This is a genomic window from Pseudomonas sp. MS01C9, assembly GCF_058202755.1.
The window spans coordinates 55,675-79,262 of sequence record NZ_CM177073.1 but is presented as its reverse complement, the minus strand read 5'-3'; the positions used below and the strand labels follow the sequence as shown (position 1 = coordinate 79,262).

The 23,588-nt window shown below is 63.5% G+C and carries 21 protein-coding genes; 10 read left to right on the top strand and 11 right to left on the bottom strand.

From position 1 onward, the window contains the following. The first annotated feature begins 368 nt into the window (after positions 1–368). Positions 369–839, top strand: a complete 471-nt coding sequence (locus AC1M7R_RS00360; protein WP_072396369.1) for a DUF1289 domain-containing protein — start codon at positions 369–371, stop codon at positions 837–839. Positions 840–911: 72 nt separating this feature from the next. Here the strand turns inward: AC1M7R_RS00360 and AC1M7R_RS00355 are convergent, their stop codons facing one another. After that, positions 912–1,775 carry a universal stress protein gene (locus AC1M7R_RS00355; protein ID WP_072396371.1) on the bottom strand — a complete coding sequence of 288 codons (864 nt, stop codon included), beginning with the start codon at positions 1,773–1,775 and terminating at the stop codon, positions 912–914. Between the two features lie 160 nt (positions 1,776–1,935). On the opposite strand from AC1M7R_RS00355, the gene AC1M7R_RS00350 reads away from it, so the two are divergent. Continuing rightward, a complete protein-coding gene (locus AC1M7R_RS00350) occupies positions 1,936–2,541 on the top strand; it encodes a MiaE family protein (protein WP_072396382.1) in 606 nt (201 codons plus the stop codon). A 19-nt stretch (positions 2,542–2,560) separates the two neighbouring features. On the opposite strand, the gene AC1M7R_RS00345 is transcribed toward AC1M7R_RS00350, so the two are convergent. The 3 genes from AC1M7R_RS00345 to AC1M7R_RS00335 form a co-directional block, all read right to left on the bottom strand. After that, positions 2,561–3,052 (bottom strand): GFA family protein, encoded by a 492-nt coding sequence (locus AC1M7R_RS00345; protein WP_072396393.1) that lies wholly within the window; start codon positions 3,050–3,052, stop codon positions 2,561–2,563. 140 nt (positions 3,053–3,192) lie between these two features. Further along, positions 3,193–3,819, bottom strand: a complete 627-nt coding sequence (locus AC1M7R_RS00340; RefSeq protein WP_072396395.1) for a DNA-3-methyladenine glycosylase family protein — start codon at positions 3,817–3,819, stop codon at positions 3,193–3,195. A 23-nt stretch (positions 3,820–3,842) separates the two neighbouring features. Beyond that, positions 3,843–4,925, bottom strand: a complete 1,083-nt coding sequence (locus tag AC1M7R_RS00335) for a bifunctional transcriptional activator/DNA repair enzyme AdaA (RefSeq protein ID WP_072431479.1) — start codon at positions 4,923–4,925, stop codon at positions 3,843–3,845. Positions 4,926–5,069: 144 nt separating this feature from the next. Between AC1M7R_RS00335 and AC1M7R_RS00330 the strand changes: the two genes are divergently transcribed. Next, the gene (locus tag AC1M7R_RS00330; RefSeq protein ID WP_072431480.1) at positions 5,070–5,576 is read left to right on the top strand and encodes a hypothetical protein; all 507 of its coding nucleotides are present in this window, start codon (positions 5,070–5,072) and stop codon (positions 5,574–5,576) included. Positions 5,577–5,656: 80 nt separating this feature from the next. Here the strand turns inward: AC1M7R_RS00330 and AC1M7R_RS00325 are convergent, their stop codons facing one another. Then, positions 5,657–7,111 (bottom strand): TrkH family potassium uptake protein, encoded by a 1,455-nt coding sequence (locus AC1M7R_RS00325; RefSeq protein ID WP_490610141.1) that lies wholly within the window; start codon positions 7,109–7,111, stop codon positions 5,657–5,659. A gap of 202 nt (positions 7,112–7,313) precedes the next feature. Between AC1M7R_RS00325 and AC1M7R_RS00320 the strand changes: the two genes are divergently transcribed. After that, positions 7,314–7,901: a LysE family translocator gene (locus AC1M7R_RS00320; protein ID WP_072396404.1), complete on the top strand. Its 588-nt coding sequence runs from the start codon at positions 7,314–7,316 to the stop codon at positions 7,899–7,901. Between the two features lie 13 nt (positions 7,902–7,914). Here the strand turns inward: AC1M7R_RS00320 and AC1M7R_RS00315 are convergent, their stop codons facing one another. Then, the gene (locus AC1M7R_RS00315; protein ID WP_072458998.1) at positions 7,915–8,739 is read right to left on the bottom strand and encodes a helix-turn-helix transcriptional regulator; all 825 of its coding nucleotides are present in this window, start codon (positions 8,737–8,739) and stop codon (positions 7,915–7,917) included. A gap of 235 nt (positions 8,740–8,974) precedes the next feature. Between AC1M7R_RS00315 and AC1M7R_RS00310 the strand changes: the two genes are divergently transcribed. Further along, a complete protein-coding gene (locus AC1M7R_RS00310) occupies positions 8,975–9,937 on the top strand; it encodes a sensor domain-containing diguanylate cyclase (protein WP_072396408.1) in 963 nt (320 codons plus the stop codon). A gap of 188 nt (positions 9,938–10,125) precedes the next feature. On the opposite strand, the gene AC1M7R_RS00305 is transcribed toward AC1M7R_RS00310, so the two are convergent. After that, positions 10,126–11,121 (bottom strand): aldo/keto reductase, encoded by a 996-nt coding sequence (locus AC1M7R_RS00305; protein ID WP_072396419.1) that lies wholly within the window; start codon positions 11,119–11,121, stop codon positions 10,126–10,128. A gap of 114 nt (positions 11,122–11,235) precedes the next feature. Here AC1M7R_RS00305 and AC1M7R_RS00300 point away from each other — a divergent pair, with 114 nt between their 5' ends. Next, positions 11,236–12,159, top strand: coding sequence for a LysR family transcriptional regulator (locus tag AC1M7R_RS00300; RefSeq protein ID WP_072396421.1), 924 nt, complete (start codon positions 11,236–11,238; stop codon positions 12,157–12,159). A 55-nt stretch (positions 12,160–12,214) separates the two neighbouring features. On the opposite strand, the gene AC1M7R_RS00295 is transcribed toward AC1M7R_RS00300, so the two are convergent. Next, the gene (locus tag AC1M7R_RS00295) at positions 12,215–13,684 is read right to left on the bottom strand and encodes an efflux transporter outer membrane subunit (RefSeq protein ID WP_072396423.1); all 1,470 of its coding nucleotides are present in this window, start codon (positions 13,682–13,684) and stop codon (positions 12,215–12,217) included. 91 nt (positions 13,685–13,775) lie between these two features. On the opposite strand from AC1M7R_RS00295, the gene AC1M7R_RS00290 reads away from it, so the two are divergent. The 4 genes from AC1M7R_RS00290 (at position 13,776) to AC1M7R_RS00275 (ending at position 19,582) form a co-directional block, all read left to right on the top strand. Then, complete coding sequence (locus tag AC1M7R_RS00290; protein ID WP_072396434.1) at positions 13,776–14,396, top strand: TetR/AcrR family transcriptional regulator; 621 nt, start codon at positions 13,776–13,778, stop codon at positions 14,394–14,396. A gap of 163 nt (positions 14,397–14,559) precedes the next feature. Then, complete coding sequence (locus AC1M7R_RS00285) at positions 14,560–15,681, top strand: efflux RND transporter periplasmic adaptor subunit (RefSeq protein WP_072396436.1); 1,122 nt, start codon at positions 14,560–14,562, stop codon at positions 15,679–15,681. Continuing rightward, the gene (locus AC1M7R_RS00280; protein ID WP_490610140.1) at positions 15,678–18,770 is read left to right on the top strand and encodes an efflux RND transporter permease subunit; all 3,093 of its coding nucleotides are present in this window, start codon (positions 15,678–15,680) and stop codon (positions 18,768–18,770) included. Before AC1M7R_RS00285 ends, AC1M7R_RS00280 begins: the two co-directional genes overlap by 4 nt. A 32-nt stretch (positions 18,771–18,802) precedes the next feature. After that, positions 18,803–19,582 (top strand): thioesterase family protein, encoded by a 780-nt coding sequence (locus AC1M7R_RS00275; RefSeq protein ID WP_490610139.1) that lies wholly within the window; start codon positions 18,803–18,805, stop codon positions 19,580–19,582. A 229-nt stretch (positions 19,583–19,811) separates the two neighbouring features. Here AC1M7R_RS00275 and AC1M7R_RS00270 read toward each other — a convergent pair whose 3' ends face one another. From AC1M7R_RS00270 to AC1M7R_RS00260, 3 genes are all read right to left on the bottom strand, one after another. Then, positions 19,812–21,062 (bottom strand): multidrug effflux MFS transporter, encoded by a 1,251-nt coding sequence (locus AC1M7R_RS00270; protein WP_440776467.1) that lies wholly within the window; start codon positions 21,060–21,062, stop codon positions 19,812–19,814. Next, positions 21,062–22,354 carry a beta-ketoacyl-ACP synthase II gene (fabF, locus tag AC1M7R_RS00265; RefSeq protein WP_072396442.1) on the bottom strand — a complete coding sequence of 431 codons (1,293 nt, stop codon included), beginning with the start codon at positions 22,352–22,354 and terminating at the stop codon, positions 21,062–21,064. The genes AC1M7R_RS00270 and fabF overlap by 1 nt, the downstream gene beginning before the upstream one ends. 141 nt (positions 22,355–22,495) lie before the next feature. After that, the gene (locus tag AC1M7R_RS00260) at positions 22,496–23,497 is read right to left on the bottom strand and encodes an NADP-dependent oxidoreductase (protein WP_072431489.1); all 1,002 of its coding nucleotides are present in this window, start codon (positions 23,495–23,497) and stop codon (positions 22,496–22,498) included. Positions 23,498–23,588 lie beyond the last annotated feature (91 nt).

Here is a 23,588-nt window from a genome sequence, read left to right as displayed (position 1 = left end):
ACGCTCATCCAGGAGCCCGCGGTACGCATGCGCGTCGGAGGCTTTTTGAGCCACCACGCCAGCGTTACCGGGGTTCCTCACAGAAGCTGCTTTCAAAGTTTTACGCCTGCAGAACGGGGAGCTGATGAGGGTTGGCGTCGGGCTTTCCCCGCTGGAAAGACCCTTCGCCAACACCGTTCTGAAGGAACGACTGTGCTCGTGACGCTTTGAAAACAGCTTCTAACGGACATTTGGCGCCTTAAAAGGCTGGCTGATTCTACGGGAAAAAAAGATTAAAGGTAAGTTGGGCCAGCAAGTTTGAAGGGGTGATCAATCTTAGACAAAGGGCTAACATGCCGGCCTGTCCTGCTTTTGCGTGTGCGTGTCCTATGCCCAACCAGCTCATCAAGACCCCCTGCGTCGGCCTCTGCTCCACTGTCTACGGTGACCTGGTGTGCCGTGGCTGCAAGCGGTTCCACCATGAAGTGATCCACTGGAACGGCTATAACGAGGATGAGAAACGGGCGGTGTGGCTGCGGTTGGAAAAGCTGCTGGTGCAGGTGATGGTGGCCAAGCTGGAGGTCTTCGACCCCGAGCTGCTGCGCCAGCAACTGGTGACACGGCAGATCCGCTTCGTGCCGCAGCAGTCGGAGTACTGCTGGGCTTATCAACTGATCGCCCGGGGCGCGCGGGTGATCAACAACCTGGAAGCCTACGGCATGGTGCTGTTGCCGGAGTTTCGCGACTGGGAACTGCCCGACTTGCGCGATGCCATCGATCGGGAATTCTTCCTGCTGTCCGAAGCCCACTACCAGCGCTACATCGCGCCGGGTTTCCTCAAGGATGCAATGGGCGGTTGATCCCCCATTTGTGAAAAAAAGCATTTGGCCAGGGAGCTGTGGCGAGGGGATAAATCCCCTCACCACAGCTATTCATTCCTTGACCGCCAGCTCCACCAGGTGATCCTCCACCTCCTGGGGCTTGAGCACCAGCACATCGCTTTCCAGCGTGTCGAGCACCGCTTCGGCGGTGTTGCCGATCAGGACCCCTGACAATCCCGAGCGCGCCACGGTGCCGATCACCGTCACGGCAGCTTCGAGCCGGCGTGCCATGTAAGGGATCAGGACGTCCGCCGGGCCCTCTTCGATGTGCAGGTGCTGATCGTCGATATCGAATTCGGCCTGGAATGCCCGGCATTGTTCGCGATAACGGGCTTCGATGGTTTCCTTGAGCTGGAACGTCGGGTCGGCGGACGACAGCATCGGGGTGGGATGGGCGCTGATCACGTGAAGGTGCGCCTTGGCCAGGAGTGCAATGTCATAGCCATGATCGATGATGGTGTTGTGCAGGTGCCGATGTTCCTCGTCGGCATTGCCCACGTCGACGGCGGCCAGGATCACTCTGTCCTTCCAGGAACCTGCGGTTTTCACCAGCAGTACCGGGGTCGGGCAGTGGCGCAGCAGTTTCCAGTCCGCCGGGGTGAGCAGGGCTTTTTTCAGCGGGCTGTCGGCAAAGTGCTGCTTGATGACCAGGCCGCAACCTTCGGCCTGTTGCACATCGATGATGGTCTCGTGAAGGCTCTCGTTCCAGGCCTGTTCCGTGGTGACGCTGTAGCCATCGGCTGCCAGGCCGGCCTTGAGCACGCTGAGCATGCCGCCGTGGTCATGCTTTTTATCGCAGACCAGCAGATGCAGGTGGGCCTGGGTCACTCCGGCGATCAGCTTGGCGCGCTTGAGCGCCAGGCTTTCCGAGTGTTCGGGGTCGATGACCACCAGAATGCTGCGAATGGCTTGCATGATCGGCGTCTCCAGCAATGAAAAGGCAGGGTGTTGCTCAACTATAGTTGTTGCCGGTCAGTCGTGGACTTGATGCATATCAACGGCAATGGCTGGTGGTCTGGGAGCAGGCCGGTATAATCGGCGCCCTTTGCTGGTCTACCTTTTTTCCGTGAGCCCCATGACCCTTCCCGACATTCATGAATTCCTCGGCTGCCGCACGCCCGATGCCTGGGTCCAGGCCGCGCTGGCGGATCAGGAAACCTTGCTGATCGATCACAAGAATTGTGAGTTCAAGGCCGCCAGTACCGCCCTGAGCCTGATCGCCAAGTACCATTCCCATGTCGACCTGATCAACATGATGTCGCGCCTGGCCCGGGAAGAGTTGGTGCACCACGAGCAGGTCATGCGCCTGATGAAGAAGCGCAAGGTCGGCCTGCGCCAGCTCTCCGCCGGGCGCTATGCCTCGGGGCTGCGCAAGGTGGTGCGCAGCCACGAGCCGGTCAAGCTGGTGGACACCCTGGTGGTCGGTGCCTTCATCGAAGCCCGCAGCTGCGAGCGTTTCGAGGCCCTGGTTCCGCATCTGGACGAGGAACTGGGCAAGTTCTATTTCGGCCTGCTGAAAAGCGAGGCCCGGCATTTCCAGGGCTACCTGAAGCTGGCCTACCAGTACGGTGATGCCGATGACGTTGCCCGGGTGATCGACAGGGTGCGTGAGGCGGAGCGGGAACTGATCGAATCGCCGGACGTGGAATTGCGCTTCCACAGTGGTGTGCCGACGCTATAGACGCAGCCCCTGCACACCATCAGCCATCGGTCAGGCCCAGGCGTTCATGCCACTGGGCAATCGATTCCTCGGGGTAGACATCGAACCGCTGGTCGCCCGGATGCGCTTCGACTTCCACCCAAGGCGCCCTGGACCCCAGCATCAGATGAGTGTGCTCCGGCGGGACCGGCAGCGGGGTGTCGATGGCCGAGGCGAAGGGATGGATCAGTTCCGGCCATTCGGGGCTGAACAACCACAGCCCCGAGCCGCACAGGGAGCAGAAATGCCGTTCGGCACTGCTGCGGTGGGCGCGCTTGTCGCCTTCTTCCTTGAGTCGTGCATGGTAGATCGTGATGTGCTGGCGGCCACGCACCTTGAGACTTTGCGCGTCGCCGCCCAGGTTGATGGCAAAGCCACCGCCGCCCTGGGTCTTGCGGCAGATCGAGCAATAGCAGCGCTGGTAAGGGTAGGGGTGGGCGCAGGTCAGGCTGAATGACACCGCGCCGCAGTGGCAGGAACCTTCGAGCTGCATGGGGACCTCCGTCGGCTGGCTTGAGACGTCGGGGTTTTTGACAGCCGATCGAGGCTGGACGTTCGAACGCTTTCGCCAGCAGGCCTCCCTTTGCAGTGGCCGGCAGTCCCGGGCGTGAGCGGACGGGGTGGGAAAAAGCATCAGGCGCTCCCGCGGCCGGGCACTCGCCACAAGTACCATGCCGCCACGGTCCGATACGGGCTCCAGGCCAGGCCGATGTCGATCATCTGCCGACGACCGGGTTGTCGCTCCAGTCCTTTCATCCGCCGATACCCCTCGCGAACGCCAAAGTCGTCGGCTGGCAGGATGTCCGGCCGCTCCAGGCTGTAGATCAGCAGCATCTCCACGGTCCAGCGGCCGACGCCGCGCAGCGTGACCAGGCGCTCGATCAGGTTTTCATCGTCCATGGCCAATGCCGTCGGGTAATCCGGTACCACGCCGTCCAGCGCCGCTTGGGCGATGCCCTGGAGGGTGGCGATCTTGCCGGCGGAAAAACCGCAGGCCCGCAGCCGTTCGAAGTCGGTGGCCAGGATCTGTTCGGGACGAGGGAAGGCCTGCGTCGGAAACAGGGCCAGCAACCGGCCGAGAATGGCATCGCCGGCCTTGGCGTGCAGCTGCTGGTAGGCGATGGCTCGCATCAGCGCCTCGTAAGGATCGCGAGCCGGCTTGGGTTGCAGCAGGCAGGGGCCCACCGTTTCGACGTGCTGTCGCCAGTCTTCGTCGAGGTTTGCCAGAAAGGCGCTGGCTTCGTGGTAGGGCACGGGCATCGGCTGTTCACTGTTCGGGCTGATCAGAAGGCCAGGGGCAACGAGACCTGTACCGCGGCTTGTTCCAGCCGCAGCAGAAAGGCCTTGCGTGGCTGCCCGCCACCATAGCCGGTCAGCGAGCCGTCCGCACCGATCACCCGATGGCAGGGAATGACAATGGCCAGGCGATTCTGTCCGTTCGCCAGGCCCACGGCGCGGCTGGCGCCAGGGCTGCCGAGCCGGGCGGCGATGGTGCCATAGCTGCGGGTTTCGCCATAGGGGATGTCTTGCAACGCGGCCCAGACCCGTACAGCGAAAGCACTGCCGGGCATGTGCAGTGTGACAGTGAAGGTGGTGAGCTTGCCGGCGAAATAGTCGGCCAGTTCGGTTTCGATCTGCCGCAGGTGCGGGTTGTGCCCCGGCGCGACGGTATAGCCGTAGCGCTGTTGCAGCTCTTCGATTTCCCGGGTCAGGGCCGGGCGGTCGAGAAATTCCAGCAGCACCAGGCCGCGTCGTTCGGCCATGGCCAGCATGGGACCCAATGGCGTGGTCAGGCGGGTGAACAGCAGCGGTTCGCTGAGGGCGGCGCGACCTGGTGTGATGTGGAAAGACTTGACGAAGGCATCGCGAAATCCGCTCAGGGACTCGTAGCCTGAATCGAACGCGGCATTGTCGATGGAGGCTCCCTCCTTTATGCCTCCCAGCGCCATGCCCAGGCGTCGGGTGCGCAGGTAGGCGTGGAAGGTCATGCCGAAATGCTGCTTGAACCAGCGCCGGAGCTTCAGCGGCTCGATGCCACGCTCCAACAGCAGGGCGTCGGTCCAGCGCAGGTCGGGTTCGGCGTCCACGGCCTTGAGCAGGCCCTGGATCCAGTCCGGTGCGATGGCGGCGGCGTCCAGCGGCTTGCAGCGCAGGCAGGCGCGGTAGCCGGCGGACATGGCTTCGTCGGCATGGGCGAAGAATTCCACGTTCTCCGGCTTCGGCTTGCGCGCCGTGCAAGCGGGGCGACAGAAAATGCCGGTGGTCTTGACGGCCGTGAAGAACACCCCCTCGTAGGCGGTGTCTCGTTCGAGCATGGCGCGGACCATCTCGGCGTGGGGTGGGAGCAGCGAGTCTTGTCGGTTCATGGGGCTGAGCATAGATCCGCGCCCGGGTCGGCTCCACCGAAAAATCGACAGTGAATTTCCGGTCGCCGGTCGGATTTGCGCGAACAAAAAATGAACCTTTGAGTCTTAAAGGCTCAACCGTTGATTTTGTCTTTCGGAGACATCATGTCCAAACATAATAAATCCCTTATCGCCGTTGCGGTCTGCACCCTGATGCTGGGTGCTTCGGCCTTGCTGCCAGCGGATCTGTCGCCCATTGGCGCCAGTTATGCCGCAGGTGGCGGCAATGGTGGTGGCGGTGGCGGCGGTAACGGGGGAGGTAATGGCGGCGGCAACGGAGGAGGCAATGGGGCCGGCAATGGCGGCGGTCATGCCGGCGGCAAGGGCAATGGCAAGTCCGGCGACTCCAGCGGCCATGGTTTCGGCTTGAGCAGCGACCATGCCGGCAAGGCCACCCGTACCCGTGACCATGGCCTGAGCGGCAATCACACCGGTACCACCCGCACCGACCGTGCCGGCAAGACACACGCTTCGGTGACCTCGAGCGTCGCGCAGGATCGTGACACCCGTGGCCTGACCAAGGCCTCGGCAATCTCCGCCACCACCCCTGGCACCCACAACACCAAAGGCCTGACCAACGCGACCAGCTCTTCGATCAAGAACGATCGCTGATCGCCAATGAAAAGCCGCGGCGCCTCTATCGAGGTGTCGCGGTTTTTTATTGGTCGGTTACCCAGCAGCAAACGAAGCGTTCAGTACTTCCAGAACACGGGCGTGAACAGTACCAGGACGGTCAGGATCTCCAGTCGGCCCAGCAGCATGCCCAGGGTCAAGAGCCATTTGGCCGCGTCCGGCAACGTCGAGAAATTGCCCACCGGCCCGATGATCGGCCCCAGTCCCGGTCCCACGTTGCACACGGCAGTGGCTGCGCCGGTCAAGGCCGTTGTCCAGTCCAGGCCGATCAGCGCCAGGCCCAGGGCGATGCCACTGATGGTGATGGTGAAGAAAAACGAGAAGGTCAGCAGCGAGCGGACGATCTCTTCGTCGATGGGATGGTCGTTGTACTTTTTCTGGATCACCGCCCGTGGGTGGATCAGCTGTTTCAGGCTGCCCATCAGCAAGGCCCCGGCCACCTGGAAGCGAAAGATCTTCAACCCGCCGGCCGTTGAGCCCGAACAACCGCCGACGAAGGTCAGGTAGAAGAACAGCAACAGGGCAAAACTGCCCCAGAGGGTGTAGTCGCCCAGCGCAACGCCTGTGGTGGTGACCACTGAAGTCACGTTGACCGCCACGATACGCACCGCATCCCACCACGAATGATCGCTGTTCAGGCTCAGCCAGGTGCCGACCAGCAGCCAGGTAATGACCAGGAAACCGACGAATCCCCTGACTTGCTGGTCCTTGAGCAATGCTCGCCTGTGGCCGCGCAACGTGGCCACGTAGAGGGTAAAGGGCAAGGAGCCGGCCATCATCACGACGACCGAGACCCAATGGACGGCCGGTTGAGGCCAATGAGCCAGGGAAGAATCCGAGGTGGAAAACCCGCCCGTGGAAATCAGCGACATCGCATGATTGATCGCTTCGAAGGGCGTCATGCCGGCTCCCCACAAGGCCAGGGCCGCCAGGGCAGTCAATCCGGTGTAGATCCACAGGATGTAGTTCGCCGCGACGTGGGAGCGCGGCGTGACTTTTTCCGACCAGTCCGACGACTCGGTCTGGAACAGACGCATGCCGCCGACCCGCAGCAGCGGCAGGATCGCCACGGCCATGCCGATAAAGCCGATGCCGCCGAGCCAGTGCAGCATCGAACGCCAGACCAGCAGGCCCGGGGACGCATTGTCGAGGCCGGTCAGGATGGTCGAGCCAGTGGTCGTGATGCCCGACATCGTCTCGAAAAAGGCGTCGGTGTAGCTGATGTGCTGGATGAGCACCATGGGCAGGGCGGCGAACGCGCAGACAACGACCCAACTGGCGGTGGTGAGCAGGTACATGTCCCTGGGGCGTATCTGCGTATGGGCCGGGCGGCCACGGGCCACCAGGGCAATGCCGCAGACAAAGGTGATCAGGCTCGACCACAGGAAGGCCGACAGGTCATCGTTTCGCTCATACCACATCAGCGTCAGGAGCGGGATCACCATGCTGGCGGCCAGGGTGATCAGGAAAATGCCGAGGATGAAACCAATGAACCGCAGTACCGCAAAAGACATGGCGCGCGCCCGGTTGAGTGAGCCGCCGAGTATCGATTTCTCCGTAGAGGTTCGGCGTAAAGTTTGCGTAAAAAATCAACAGTGATGGGCCTGTTCCAAGGCTGGCGGCTGGCCGCGTCGCACTTGGGCAGTTTTGTTCAATACCCCGCCCAACGCGGCATTTACCCTGGTCGCCACCCCACAGACATGAAGAAGGTATGCGATGAATCTGATTATTTCCATGGCGGCTTTTGCCCTGGTGGCTTCCATTACGCCGGGGCCGGTCAATATCGTGGCCCTCAGTTCCGGGGCCCGTTATGGGTTTCGGGCCACCTTGCGCCATGTGGCCGGTGCCACCCTGGGGTTCGTGTTGCTGCTGGTGCTGATGGGCCTGGGATTGCACGAAGTGTTGCAGCGCTGGCCCGGCCTTACGCGGGTGGTTCAGCTGGGGGGCGTGGGATTTCTGTTGTTCATGGCCTGGAAGCTGGCGATGGATGATGGAGAGCTCGGCGCAGCGCAGGAGGGGCGTGCGCCCTCGATGTTCCATGGCGCGTTGATGCAATGGCTCAATCCCAAGGCCTGGCTGGCCTGCGTGGCGGGCATGGGTGCCTTCGTGGCCGATGGCGAAGCGCGGCTGGTGTGGCAGTTCGCAGCCATCTACCTGGTGATCTGCTACGTTTCGGTGGGTTGCTGGGCCTATGCCGGCAGTTTCCTGCGGGCCTGGCTGGGCAACCCGGCCGCCATGCGTCTGTTCAATCGGTCGATGGCGGCGCTGCTGGTGGCCAGCGCGGTGTACCTGCTGCTGCCTTGAACCGGCCTGGCCGTCAGCCGCGATACTGGCCGGGTGTCGCCGCCAGGTGCTGCTTGAAGGCTCGCTGGAAATGCGCCTGGTCGGCGAACCCGCTGTCCAGCGCCACATCGGCGATCAGCCGGCCTTCGCGCAGTTGGCGGCGGGCGAACTGGATCCGGCGATTGACCAGGAATGCATGGGGCGTCATCCCGTAATGGCGCTTGAAGGCCCGGCTCAGGTAGGACGGCGAAAGCTGCGCGGCGCTGCAGATGTCTTCCAGTCTCAGGGCTTCGGTGCAGTGATCGTGGATGAATTGCGCCGCCCGCATCAGGCCCGGATGGCTGCCCCGGTCCGGACGACCCGCCGGGTTGAGGCGCTGTTGCAGGTCGGTGAAGAACGCCTCGGCGGCGGCCTGTTTGTGCCGGATGTCGATCCGTTCATCCACCAGCAGCCCATATAGCGCCTGCAAAGCGGCGAACAGCTCGGCATCGCGGCTATGGGTGGTGGCGAAACCCTGGAAATCCGTGGTTTGGTCAAAGCCGATACGCTGTTGCAAGTCCCTCAGCCACTGGGTATCGACGTAGAGCATCACATAGGACCAGGGTTGATCGTCGATCGGGTTGCAGGCATGGACGTCGCCGGGGTTCATCAGCACCACCGTGCCGCTTTCCACCCGCAAGGCCGACTGTTCGTGAAGATAGGTGCTGCACCCGGCGGTAATCGCCCCGATGGAGAAATGATCGTGGGAATGACGCGAATAACAGACCTTGCGTCCGTCGGCGATGGCCCGGGCTTCGATGAAAGGCAGCGCCGCGTCACGCCAGAAGTGCGGGGCGTCATCTTGGGGGGCGGGCTTCATCGGCTGGCATCCTCGTGTTGGGCCTGCGTCGCAGTGTACTGGAGTACATGCGCATTGCGAGGCGGTTTTCGATGCAACCTGCACTGGTATCAAGATTATTCGTACAGGGCCAGGGCTTGGCCCGTAGATATCCGCGGGATTTACCGTTCGGCTGGGTCGGCAGTGGAAGGGGCGACGGGCTGGACTAGACTGCTCCTGGACCAGACTGCGAAAAGTCCCGCCAATGGAGTTTCCAATGCTCGCGCCAGGTAAACCTGACAACGAAGCTACCCGCCTCAAGAATCTGCAAGCGCTCAAGCTGCTCGACACCGCGCCCGAGGAGCGGTTCGACCGGTTGACCCGACTGGCCCGACGCCTGTTCGACGTGCCCATTGCGCTGGTGTCCCTGGTGGACGCCAATCGCCAGTGGTTCAAGTCCAACGCCGGGCTGGATGCGAGCCAATCACCGCGGGAGATTTCTTTCTGCGGGCACGCGATTCTGCAGGACCAGATCCTGGAGATCTGCGATGCGGAGCAGGATGAGCGGTTCAGCGACAATCCGCTGGTCGTAAGTGAGCCGGGCATTCGCTTTTATGCCGGGCAACCGTTGGGGCTGGAAGATGGAAGCAAGCTGGGCACGTTGTGCCTGATCGACACCCGGCCGCGCAAGCTCGATGGCGAGGAGCGCCAATTACTGCGCGACCTGGCTCGCATGGCCGAGCAGGAATTGATCGCCGTGCAGATGGCGAGCATGGACGAACTGACCTTGCTGTCCAACCGACGCGGGTTCAAGACCCTGGCCCAGCATGCCTTGAGTGTGTGTGATCGCTTGGGGCGCCCGGCGACATTGCTGTTCTTCGATCTCAACGAGTTCAAGGCCGTCAACGACCGTTTCGGCCATGCCGAGGGCGACCATGCCCTGAAGACCTTCGCCGACGTGCTGCGCATCGCCTTTCGCGAAAGCGACGTGATCGGCCGTTTGGGCGGGGATGAGTTCGTGGCGTTGCTCACCGGGGCTTCTCATGTGGAAATCACGTCGATCATGGCGCGGCTCCAGGAAATCCTGGATGAGCGCAATGCGATGCTGCAGCGCGGCTATGACATCCGCTTCAGCGTGGGCCAGATCGAGTATCAGCCGCAGCGCCATGGGTCCATCGACACCCTGCTGGCCGATGCGGACGCGGCCATGTATGCCCATAAGCAGGCCCAGCGCCGCTAGGCTCTGTACGAAAAGCCTTGATGCTCGTTCAGGCAGCGTTGAAAACTGCCTGACCTTCGTCTCAATACGTTCGTACAGAGCCTGGCACGACGGTCGCCTGTAGGGAGCGGGCTTGCCCGCTCTCACAAAGCATCCCGGCCAAATGACAGCCCACCCCCAGACAGAACGGGCTTGCCCGCGAAGGCGGTTCAACCATTGAGCAAGCTCATCGTCTGGGCACCGTACCGCTCACCCGCGACCACGCCTTCGGCGCCGAAAATCTCATCGAGCTGGCCCAGTTCGGCAGCACTCAATGCGACCGCTGCCGCCGCCACGTTGCTTTCCAGGTATTTGCGTTGCTTGGTGCCCGGGATAGGGATCACATGTTCGCCCTGGGCCAGTACCCAGGCCAGGGCCAGTTGCGAAGCGCTGATGCCCTTGCTCGCGGCCATGGACTTGACCCGATCCACCAGCGCCAGGTTGCGATTGAAATTGTCTGCCTGGAACCGTGGGCTGAAGCGGCGATAGTCATCGGCGGCGAAGTCGTCCGGGCTCTTCAATTCCCCTGTCAGGAAACCACGGCCCAAAGGGCTGTAGGCAACGAACGCGATGCCCAGGCGTCGGCATGTCTCCAGCACGTCGTTGTGTTGCGGGTCGCGGGACCATAACGAGTATTCGCTCTGGACCGCCGCCAGGGGATGCACCCCATGGGCCCTGCGGATGGTTTCGGCGCTGGCTTCGCAAATGCCGATGTGGCGCACCTTGCCGGCCCTGACCAGTTCGGCCATGGCGCCGACCGTCTCCTCGACCGGGACCTGAGGGTCAATGCGGTGCTGGTAGTACAGGTCGAGATAATCGGTGCCGAGGCGCCTGAGGCTGCCTTCGACCGATTGCCTGACGTATTCGGGGCGACCATTGACGCCCCGGGCATGGGGATCGTCGCTGCGCACCAGGCCGAACTTGCTCGCCAGGCAGATGCCCTCGCGCTTGCCGCGCAGGGCACGACCGAGCAACTCCTCATTGGTGTACGGCCCATACATGTCAGCCGTGTCGAACAGCGTCACTCCCAGTTCCAGCGCACGATGCAGGGTGGCGATGGCCTCTGGTTCGTCCACGCCCGTGGTGTAGAAATCCGACATGCCCATGCAGCCCAGGCCGATGGCGGAAACGAAGGGGCCTTGCTGGCCTAATTGGCGGGTCTTCATAAGATTGACTCCTGGTTCATGGATGACCCGTTCAGTTTCCGGCGAACAGTGAAGTGGATAAAGTGGCGATATTTGGTTTAACTATTCGTGAATCACGAATAATGAGGCGCGAAGATGGACCGGTTACAGGCAATGCAAGTGTTCCGACGTATCGTCGAGCTGGGCGGTTTTGGCAAGGCTGCGGACGATCTGGGATTGCCACGGGCCACGGTCAGCCTGTTGATCCAGCAACTGGAAGCGCACCTGGGGGTGCAATTGCTCCAGCGCACCACCCGGCAGGTGCGGGCGACACTCGACGGCGAGGCCTACTATCAGCGTTGCGGCCAGCTGTTGGACGATCTGGACGATCTGGAAGGCTCGATGTCGGCGCAACGCAGTCAGCCTCGCGGCACGTTGAAAGTGGACATGCCGATTGCCTTTGGCTGCACCTGGATCCTGCCGCACCTGCAAGACTTCTATCAGCGATACCCGCTGTTGCGATTGGACCTGGGCTTTCATGACCACCAGGTGCACCTGCAGCGCGAAGGGGTGGATTGTGCTATCCGGGCCGGCAATATCACGGACCAGGCGCTGGTGGCGCGGCCGGTCGTACGCTTGAGCCAGTTGACGTGCGCCAGCCCGGACTATCTCGCCCGTTCCGGCACGCCGCGCCGGCTGGAGGATCTGGCGGAACATCGCGCTGTCAGCTTCGGGGCGGGCAATGGACGGTATTTCCCGTTCGAATTCGAGATGGCAGGGCAGGTGCGTGAGTGGCAAGTGCCGGGTGAGCTGACGGTCAACAATGCCGATGCCTACGTGACGGCGTGTGAAGCCGGCTTTGGCCTGATCCAGGCCCCGCGGTACCACGTGCAACGGCAACTGGCCGAGGGGCGTCTGGTGGAGGTGCTGCAGGCCTTTGCCGTACCGGCCTGGCCGATTTCGGTGGTGTACCCGCCGCACCGCCAGCTCTCGCCCCGGGTACGGGTATTCATCGACTGGGTGATCGAGCTGCTGCACGGGATCGCGCAGGCGCGGCGAGAACTGATGGTCAAGGCTTGATGATCGGTCTTGAGGCCACAGCCCGCACCGCTGGGCGTTGTCGTGCCGCGTTCCCTCAGGGGGCTTTCGAAATGAAACGGGCATCGACGCCGTCGTGTTGCCAGCCTCCACCCAGTGCCTTGAAGGTGGCGATCGCGGCGCGAGCCGATTCGGTTTGCGCCTGGGCCCTGCCATCCGCCGCCGCCAGGAGGTGCTCGTCGGCGTCCAGCACTTCGATCAGGCTGACCACGCCTTTCTCATAGGCTGCGAATGAGGTCGAGCGAGCCTTGGCATAGGCGGATTCGCCCTGGACCAGGTGAATCGACTGTTGCTGTCGATTGATCAAGGCCGAGAGGGAGGTTTCGACATCTTCGCAAGCCCGCAGGACGGACTGCCGATAGGCCGCCAGGGCTTCGGCTTCCTGGCCTTTCGCCAAGTCGATCTGGGCATCGATGCGGGCGAAGTCGAACAGTCTCCAGCGCAATCCCAGCACCGCCGAAGCCTGGCTGGCGTCATTGCTGAACAGGTTGCCACTGGACACCGCCGTGGCAGTGCCCAGCAACGCACCCAGGGAGAGTTTCGGGTAGTACTCGGAAGTGGCTTGCCCGATGCGTGCGTTGGCTGCCGCAAGGCGACGCTCGGCGACGATCAGGTCCGGGCGTCGCCGCAAGAGATCGGCCACGGCGCCCATGTCCGCCAGGTTCGGCACGCCCGGAATGGCGCCAGGTTCGGTGAACTGTCCGCGGTAGGTGCCCGGTGGCTTGCCCAGCAGGACGTCCAGTGCGTTCATGGCTGCATCGAGGCCCGCTTGCAGGACCGGTACGCTGGCCTGGGCCTGGGTCAGCGATCCTTGGGTCTGGTGCAACTGCAATTCGGGCGCCAGGCCCTTTGCATACAAGTGCTCGATGGTGGAAAGAAGCTGTTCCCGGGTCTTGACTTGCTGCCGGGCGATGTCCAGGCGTGTCTGCAGGCCGCGGATGCTGACATAGAGGTCCGCCGTTTGCGCCACGACCGCCAGGCGGGTCGCCACTGCTGCGGCCTGGGAGGCCTGGTACTCGGCCAGGGCGGCCTCTTTGCCGCGGCGCAGCCCACCGGAGATGTCGAGTTCCCAGCCCGCGTTCAAGTTTGCCTCATAGGCGTTGCCATAACGGTTGTAGGAGGGGGTTGAATTCAACACCTGGCCCAGCGGCGTCTCCAAAGATTGGCGAGACCGGACGGCCTGGGCATCGACGGTGGCCGACGGCAGCAGCGCTGCGTTGGCGGCGCCCAGTCCGGCGCGAGCCTGTTCGATCCTTGCGCTGGCCTGGGCCAGGTCCAGGTTCTGCTCGAGTGCCTGGCGAACCAGCTGGTTCAGGAGCGGGTCGTTGAACGCGCCCCACCAACGGGCGAGGTCGGTTCTTGCAACGCTATCCGGCCCCGGTGCGGGCGCCTGGGTGGAAAAATGCGCCGGCAATTGCAGGTCGGGCTCGGAGTAGTCGGGACCTGCCGCGCAGCCCGCGACCATACCGAAGCACAGCATGACGGCAAAACGGGGAGTAGGGGGCATGCAATACCTTCGCAAAGGGGAGGGGTTTGTGACGATATTACGATTTGGTCACAAGTTGTCAAGCTGGCCCGGGATGAGTAAGCTGGCCCCCATGAACCAGCCATCCCCCCCATCGCCCAGCGTTCGCGGACCTGCCGATCACGACATTCGAGACCAGATCGTCGCGGCGGCCAACGAGCACTTCAGCCAGTATGGCTACGGCAAGACCACGGTGTCCGACCTGGCCAAGGCCATCGGCTTTTCCAAGGCCTATATCTACAAATTCTTCGACTCCAAGCAGGCGATCGGCGAAGCCATCTGCTCCAACTGCCTGGGGAAGATCGTCGACGCGGTGGAACAGGCCATCGAGGTTGAAGGCCTGTCCAGCACCGAACGTCTGCGGCGCCTGGTCAAGGCCCTGGTCGAGACGGGCGTGAGCCTGTTTTTCAATGAGCGCAAGCTCTACGACATCGCGGCGTTTTCCGCGATGGAGCGCTGGCCCAGCTCGCAGGTCTATAGCGCCCGGATCAGGCGCTTCGTGCTGGATATCGTGCGCGAAGGGCGGGAATCGGGTGAGTTCGAGCGCAAGACCCCCCTGGACGAAACCGTCGAGGCGATCCATCTGTCGCTGCGTCCGTTCACCAACCCGCTGTTATTGCAGTACAACCTCGACTACGTCGAGCAAGCCCCCACCCTGATCTCCAACCTGATCCTGCGCAGCCTGATGCCATAAGGCGCGGCGGTGGGTGCGCTGGCATCCATCGCCCGTTCCAGTCCCATTCATGAACCTTCGCCTTTGCTGACGGGCAGGAAGCTCTTCCTTGTCGATGTTTTGTGACCATTGACAGAATTGGTCACTTGAATGAGCATAACGCATCCGCTATCGAGAGGTCGTTATGATCCCGCGCCATTCCCTGTCATTCATGCTGCTTGGTTTGTTGTCATGTGCCCTGGTGGCCTGCAGTGAGACCGCGCCGCCCGATCCGCGCCTGCAAACGCCTCTCGTACGGGTCGAAGTGGTGCAGCCGGCCGATCCCGCGAAACGGGTATTCACCGGTATCGTCGCGGCACGGGTGCAGAGTGACCTCGGTTTCCGGGTCTCCGGCAAAGTGCTGGAGCGGCTGGTGGATACCGGCCAGAGCGTCAAGCGCGGGCAGCCGCTGATGCGCATCGATGCCAATGACTTGAGGCTGGCCGCCCGTGCACAGCAGCAGGCAGTGCTGGCAGCCACGGCACGGGCCCGCCAGGCCGCTGACGATGAACTTCGCTACCGTGACCTGGTGTCGATCGGAGCGGTGTCCGCTTCAGCCTATGCAGCGATCAAGGCGACCGCCGATTCGGCCAAGGCCCAGCTCAACGCGGCCCAGGCCGAGGCCGATGTGGCAGCCAATGCGACGAGCTATTCGACCTTGGTGGCCGATGCCGATGGGGTGGTGGTCGACACCCTGGCCGAGCCCGGGCAGGTCGTCAGTGCGGGCCAGGTGGTGGTGCGCGTCGCCCATTCGGGCCAGCGCGAGGCGGTGATCCAGTTGCCCGAAACGCTGCGCCCGGCGCTGGGCTCGCCGGCGACGGTCGAGCGTTATGGCCAGCACCGCAGCGGTGCCAGCGCCTACCTGCGCCAGTTGTCCGATTCGGCGGACCGGCAGACCCGGACATTCGAGGCGCGCTACGTATTGGACGGCGCGCTGGCCAACGCAACCCTGGGTTCGACCATCACGGTGGCGATCGCCGATGGCCAGGCGGCCAACGGCAATGACGTGCAAGTACCCATCGCCGCCCTCCATGATGCCGGAAAAGGCCCGGGTGTCTGGGTCGTGGCCGGCGACCCGGGGCAGGTGACCTGGCGACCCGTCACGATCCAGGCCTTGAACAATGCCGAGACCGCTCGGGTGACAGGCGCGCTGCAGGCCGGTGAGCGCATCGTTGCGCTGGGTGCCCATCTTCTGAGCGAGGGGCAGCAGGTCAGGTCCGAGTCGCCCGTCAGCCTTCGCACGCCTGTGGCTGAGGTGGCTCGATGAGTGGCTTCAATCTGTCGGCACTGGCGGTGCGGGAGCGCTCGATCACGCTGTTCCTGATCCTGCTGATTTCCATCGGCGGGCTCTACGCTTTCTTCAAGCTTGGGCGTGCGGAAGACCCGGCATTCACCATCAAGCAGATGACCGTGATCACTGCCTGGCCCGGTGCGACGGCCCAGGAGATGCAGGATCAAGTCGTCGAGAAGCTGGAAAAGCGCATGCAGGAACTGCGCTGGTACGACCGCACCGAAACCTTCACCCGTCCGGGGCTGGCTTTCACCACCGTCTACCTGCTCGATAGCACACCGCCTTCGGCTGTCGCGGACGAGTTCTACCAGGCGCGCAAGAAGATTCATGATGAAGAGAACGGCTTGCCGCCGGGTGTGATCGGCCCGATGGTCAACGACGAGTATGCCGACGTCACCTTCGCCCTTTATGCCCTGAAGGCCAAGGGCGAACCGCAGCGCAGGCTGGTGCGGGAGGCCGAAGGCCTGCGCCAGCGCCTGCTGCATGTGGCGGGTGTCAAGAAGGTCAATATCATTGGCGAGCAGGCCGAGCGGATCTATGTCGAACTGTCGTACGAGCACCTGGCGACACTGGGTATCTCCGCCCGGGACATTTTCAACGCGCTCAATGCCCAGAACCTGATGACGCCGGCCGGTTCGGTGGAAGCGAAGGGGCCCCAGGTCTTCATCCGCCTGGACGGCGCATTCGATGACTTGCAGAAGATCCGCGATACGCCGCTGGTGGTGCAGGGCAGGACCCTGAAGCTGTCCGATGTGGCCGAAGTCCGGCGCGGTTATGAAGACCCCGCCACCTTGCTGGTACGCAATAACGGCGAGCCGGCCCTGCTGCTGGGCGTGGTCATGCGCGACGGCTGGAACGGCCTCGACCTGGGGAAGGCGCTCGATGCCGAGGCGACGGCCATCAATGAGCAGATGCCCTTGGGCCTGACGCTGACCAAGGTCACGGATCAGGCGGTCAACATCAGCGCGTCCGTCAATGAATTCATGGTCAAGTTCTTCGCCGCCCTGGGCGTGGTGCTGCTGGTGTGCTTCCTGAGCATGGGCTGGCGCGTGGGCATTGTCGTCGCGGCGGCGGTGCCGTTGACCCTCGCCGCGGTCTTCATCGTGATGGCTGCGACGGGCAAGGATTTCGACCGGATCACCCTGGGCTCGCTGATCCTGGCGTTGGGGCTGCTGGTGGACGACGCCATCATCGCCATCGAGATGATGGTGGTGAAAATGGAGGAGGGCTATGACCGGATCAAGGCCAGCGCCTATGCCTGGAGCCATACCGCGGCGCCCATGTTGTCGGGCACGCTGGTCACGGCGATCGGCTTCATGCCCAACGGTTTTGCCAAGTCCACGGCGGGTGAGTACACCGCCAACATGTTCTGGATCGTCGGCATTGCCCTGATCACCTCGTGGGTCGTCGCGGTGGTGTTCACGCCGTACCTGGGGGTCAGGCTGTTGCCTTCGATCAAGGCCCCGGAGGGCGGCCACGCCGCTATCTACGGTACGCCTCGTTACCAGCGTTTCAGGCGCCTGCTGGGTGGTGTCATTCGCCGCAAGGGGCTGGTCGCGTTATCCGTCGTCGGCCTGTTCGTCGTGGCGGTGCTGGGCATGGGGGTGGTGAAGAAGCAGTTCTTCCCGACCTCGGACCGGCCCGAGGTACTGGTGGAGGTGCAGATGCCCTACGGCACCTCGATCGAACAGACCGATGCGGCCACGGCCAAGGTGGAGGCCTGGCTGGCGAAACAGCCGGAAGCACGCATCGTCACGGCCTACATAGGACAGGGCGCACCGCGTTTCTATCTGGCGATGGCACCGGAACTGCCTGATCCTTCGTTCGCCAAAATCGTTGTCCTGACCGCCAGCCAGGAAGAGCGTGACGCGCTGAAGCTACGGCTTCGACAAGCGGCGGCCGACGGCCTGGCCCCTGAAGCCCGGGTTCGTGTGACCCAGTTGGTGTTCGGTCCTTATTCGCCGTTCCCGGTGGCCTTCCGGGTCATGGGCCCGGACCGCGCTGTGCTGCGCGATATCGCCGCGCAAGTGCGCGAAGTAATGGCCGCCAGCCCGATGATGAGAACCGTCAATACGGACATGGGCGAACGTGTCCCGACGTTGCACCTCACCCTGGACCAGGATCGCCTGCAGGCTTTCGGCCTGACTTCCACGGACGTTGCCCAGCAACTTCAGTTCCTGCTCACTGGCGCCCCCGTCACGCAGGTTCGCGAGGATATCCGTTCGGTCCAGGTGATCGCGCGTTCGGCAGGCGACACGCGCCTGGATCCGTCGCAGATCGGTGCCTTCACCTTGACCGGTGCCCAGGGCCAGCGAGTCTCGCTATTGCAGGTCGGCACGGTGGGGACGCGCATGGAGGATTCGCTCCTGCGCCGCCGTGACCGTACGCCCACCATCACTGTGCGCGGCGACGTCGCCGAAGGGCTCCAGCCGCCGGATGTGTCCAATGCGGTCATGGCTCAGCTGCAACCGATCATCGAACGACTGCCGGCAGGCTACCGGATCCAGATGGCCGGGGCTGTCGAGGAGTCGGGAAAGGCGAACAAGGCATTGCTGCCCCTGTTCCCGATCATGATCGCGCTGATGCTGCTGACCATCATCGTCCAGGTACGCTCGATGTCGGCCATGCTGATGGTGTTCGCCACCGCGCCCCTGGGGTTGATCGGCGTGGTGCCGATCCTGCTGCTGTTCCAGCAGCCGTTCGGCATCAACGCCCTGGTGGGCCTGATTGCGCTGTCGGGCATCCTGATGCGCAACACCCTGATCCTCATCGGCCAGATCCACGTTAACGAACAGGCCGGCCTGTCGCCTTACGACGCGGTGGTCGAAGCCACGGTGCAACGTGCGCGACCGGTGATCCTCACCGCGCTGGCGGCGATGCTGGCATTCATTCCGCTGACCCATTCGGTGTTCTGGGGAACGCTGGCCTACACGCTGATCGGCGGAACCTTCGCCGGTACCGTGCTGACCCTGATATTCCTGCCTGCGATGTATTCGCTCTGGTTCAAGATCAAGCCCGGGCCTGCCCACCAACCCGTCCTGGAGGCGCACGCCGTATCGCGCTGAACGGTCCGTGTGCGTGAAAAGAGGAGATCCGCATGAGTTCGTTGGCCGGGGTCATCCAGCGGTTCGATCCCGCTGCACCGTTCGTGGCAGCGGATAACTGGCGCCAGGGCCGAACGGTCTTCGGCGGTTTGCCCGCGGCCTTGTCGTTGCAGACAGTGTTGCTCGAGACCGGCGCGGACCTGCCGCCCTTCAAATCGGCGCAGGTTTCCTTCATCGGCCCGGTGACGGATGCCCAGACATTCAACACCAGCGTCTTGCGCCGTGGTCGCTCGATGACCTCGGTCGCGGTGGATTGCATGTCGGGCAATGACCTGGCGCTGCGCACAACGCTGTCGTTCGCCTTGCCTCGCACCAGCCGGATCGTCCATGAGGCATGGGGACGCCCGGCCGTCGCGGGGCCAACCCGATACCCGGTGTTGCAGCTGGACAGGCAGATTGCCCCGGCATGTGCCTTCAATTTCGAAATGCGCCCGGCGGGAGGCTCCCTTCCGATGACCGGAGCCGACCATCCCGAGTTGCTGATGTGGGTGCGCCACCTGGATGCGCAAGGCGTGGATCCGGCTGTCGCCTTGATTGCATTGGCTGACAGCCTGCCACCTGCGGCCATGACCTGCTTCACCGAGCCGGCTGCCATCAGTTCCGCGTCATGGATGATCGACTTGCCCCAGCCTGCGACCGCTGGCCGTTGGTTCCTGATCAATGCCTTCAGCCGACAGGCCCTGGAAGGTTATTCCCTGCAAGACATGGAAATCTGGGACGAGAGCGGCCGCAGGGTGCTTTGGGCACGCCAGACCGTGGCGGTCTTTATCTAGGCTCTGTACGAGAGGCCTTGATACTCGCTCATGTTGCGTTGAAAACAGCCTCGCCTGACCTTCGTCTCAAGGCTTTTCTTACAGAACCCAGGATTTTTATCCGGCAAGTCGAGCGTGGGGATCCAGCGCTCGAGTTCCCCGCACAATCCACCCGCCTTGCTCGAGGAGGCCGAACGTCATCCGTATCGTTCTTTTTCGAGCAAGGGCACGGGTGAGCGGTGATTGCCGCTCAGGTGCGATGGGTGAAGAGAAACAGGATGATCGCCACCAGGCAGACGCTGGCCTGTATGACACCCAGGGTGGTGACGGGGGCGAAGTCCGATGCGGACCCCAGCCAGGTGGTTGCCGCCGACGCCCCCATGGTCAGGAAGCCAAGCAGCGCTGACGCCAGCCCGGCCTCTTTACCGAAAGGGTTCAGGGTGATGGCTGTTCCCAGAGGGTTGGCGAGGCCCATGCCCCACAGGAAAATCACCATCGACAGGGAATACCAGGCCAGGCCCGGATCGGCGGGACCGACGATGAGCACCAGTCCGCCCGTCAGGGCCGTGGCGAAGCCCAGGGCTGTGATCTTCCGGCTGCCGTAGCGTCGAGCCAGGTGCGGGGCCGCCATGCCCGCCGCGAACACGACGAACACAGTGGCCGCGAAGTACAGCCCGGCTTCCAGGGATGTCAGGCCGATCCCGCTCATCAGGATCGCCGGGGCGGCGCCGAACGAGGCGAACAGCCCGCTCATCAACAGGCTCACCGACACGGCGGGAAGCACGAACCGGCGGTCGCGCAGCAAGCCGCCATAGGCCCGCAGGACACTCAGCGGCGAATGCGGGGCCCGGCGCTCGGGCGGGTGTGTCTCCCCCAGGCCACGGGCATAGAAGATCGCAATGGCGATGGCCGCCAGAGCGACCAGGGCGAAGATCGCCCGCCAGCCCAGCGTCGAGGTCAGCAGGCTACCGATCAGCGGCGAGAACCCTGGCGCGGCTGCCGTGGCGATCATCGTCAGCGACAAGGCCCGGGCCAGGTTCTCGCCTTCGAACAGATCGCGGGCGATGGCACGGGAAAGCACCGCCGCCGCGCAAACGCCCAGGGCCTGGATAATACGTCCGAGCAGGAGCGTTTCCAGGGTGGTGGCGAAACCCGCGACAGCCGTGCCCGCCACGAACAGGGACAAACCGCCCAGTACCAGTTTCTTGCGTCCGTACCGATCCGCCAGCGGCCCGACGATGAGTTGGGCCAAGGCGAAGGTGATGAAGAAACTGGAGAGGGTCAGGCCCAGCGCCCGGGTCGGCACGCCGAGTTCCTGCCCGATGTCGGCAAAGGCCGGGAGGATGATGTTGGTGGACAGGATGCTGATGGCGGCAAGGCCGGCCAGCAGCACCACGATCCTGGCGCTCAGTATCGGCTGCCCGGGGGCGGAAGCCGCGACGAGGGTTCCCGCAGTCCCGCCCTCGACTGGTTGCAGCGAAGGCGTTCGCGGTTCGGCCATCATGGTGTGGCTTCCCAGCGGCGGAACAATACGCTGGCATTCACCCCGCCGAATCCAAAGCCATTGGACAAGGCATAGGTCAGGGGCATTTTCCGCGCATCGAGGCCAACCAGGTCCAGCCCTTCGGCAGCCTCGTCGGGGCTGACCAGGTTCAGGGTGGGTGGCACGACCTGGTCGCGTAGCGCCAATACCGTGAAGATCGCTTCGATGCCTCCGGCGGCGCCAAGCAGGTGACCGGTGGCGGATTTCGTGGAAGTGATCGCCACGCCTGAGCCGGTGCCGAACACCGACCTGATCGCGGCCAGCTCGCCCTTGTCGCCCACCTGGGTCGACGTGGCATGGGCGTTGATATGCTGGACTTCGCTTGCGCTCACATCGGCCTGGCGCAAGGCTTGCTCCATGGCCCGTCTTGCACCGTTGCCATCCTCGGGGCCGGCGGTGAGGTGATAGGCGTCGGCGCTGGTGCCATAGCCCACCAGTTCCGCCAAGGGTGTCGCGCCCCGGGCGAGGGCATGTTCCAGCGACTCGATGACCAGCAGCCCGGCGCCTTCTGCCATGACAAAACCATCGCGGTCGCGATCGAACGGGCGCGAGGCGGTTTCAGGAGCCTCGGCCGGGTGCGTGGACAGTGCCCGGGCGGCGGCGAAGCAACCCAGGGTCACCCGATCCATCGCGGCTTCCGTACCGCCGCAGATGGCGATGTCCGCTTCACCGCTGGCGATGAGGCGGGCTGCGTCGCCGATGGCCTGGACGCCGGCGGCGCAGGCCGTCACCGGAGCACCGAGAGGGCCCTTGAAACCGTTCTGGATCGACACGTTGCCTGCCGCCATGTTCGCGAGGAAGGAGGGGGCCGTGAACGGGGACAGCCGGCGAGGGCCGCGGCTGTCGGTGATGCGAATGGCCTCGGCGATCGCGCCGAAACCTCCGACGCCCGAGGCGATGATGGTGGCCGTGCGCTCTTGCTGGTGCGCTTGCGCTGGGTGCCAGCCTGCCTGCTCCAGTGCTTCATGGGCGGCGACCATTGCGAATTCGATGAAGCGATCCATCTTCTTGCGTTCTTTCGCCGCGATGATCCGGTCAGGCGCATAACCGGCAACGGCATCTTCTTCCAGCGTCGGCACCTGGCCGCCTACCGCGATTCCCGTGCCCTCGACCATTTCGTCTGGAAGCCTGCGGATGCCCGAGCGCCCGTCAAGCAGACGACGCCACACTTCTTCGACGCCACACCCCAGCGGGCCGACGATACCGGTTCCCGTGACTACTATTCGCTTGCGACCTTTGGAATTGATCATTTGACCCTCGTCATTACTGATTCGGCGCCCGTCGGATCGCACCGATCCATATGCCGGCCAGGATCGACGGGAGGCCAGTTTTAGTCTTGTGACCAATATTGTCAATGGTCACAAAGCTGAGAGACCAAGGCCATGGCGGTTTCATTTGAGCTGAACCACGACCTTGCCCTTGGCGCGGCCCTGCGCCAGGTATTGCAGTGCCTCTGTCGCGCGTTCGAAGGCAAAGACCTTGTCGATCACCGGACGAATGCGCTCCGACTCGAGCAATCCGCCGATCTCCTCGAGCTGAGCGCCATCGGGACGGACGAAAAGAAACGAATAGCTGACGCCCTTCTTTTTCGCCAGGCCCATGATGCGGCGGCTCATGAGGCCGAATACGAAGGCCAGGAAGAAATTGAGCCCGCGGGCGCGGGCGAATGCCTTGTCCAGGGGGCCGACGAGAGAAACGATCCTGCCTCCCGGCTTGAGTACCTCGAGGGACTTTTCAATCGTGTCGCCTCTGAGCGTGCCCAGGACACTGTCGTAGCCGCGCAGCACCTTCTCGAACGCTAGCTGTTTATAGTCCAGCACTTCGTCGGCCCCCAGGTCGCTGACCCATTGGACATTTGCCGTGCTGGTGGTGGTGGCCACCTTGGCGCCGAAGTGTTTGGCCAGCTGGATCGCAAAGCTGCCGATGCCACCCGAACCTGCGGGGATGAAGACGTTCTGCCCCGCCTGCAGATGGGCGCGTTCCTTCAGGGCTTGCCATGAGGTGAGGCCGACCATGGGTATCGACGCTGCCTGGACGAAATCCAGGTTGGCCGGTTTGGGCGCCGCCACGTCCTGGGGTACCGCGGCCAATTCGGCCAGTGACCCGGTACCCCGGTCGAACAGGCTGGCGAAGATGGCGTCACCGACCTTGAAACGTGTCACGCGGCTGCCCACCTCCACGACGACCCCGGCCAGGTCGCTGCCGATGACGGCCGGTAGCTGGAGCTTGAGCACCGGCTTGAACAGGCCGGTCATGATCATGTTGTCGATGGGGTTCAAGGCGGCGGCATGAACCTCGACCAACAGTTCGTCCGGCTTGAGCGTGGGGCGTGGGACTTCGGCAAACCCGATGTCGGGCGATCTGCCGTAGCGTTTGAAGGTGAGTGCTTTCATTCCTTTATCCTGGTCGGGGCAGGTTGGGCTTGGCGGGGCTTCGATGCGACGATGCGGCGACGACAGGACTGTCGCCACCGCACGGTATCCA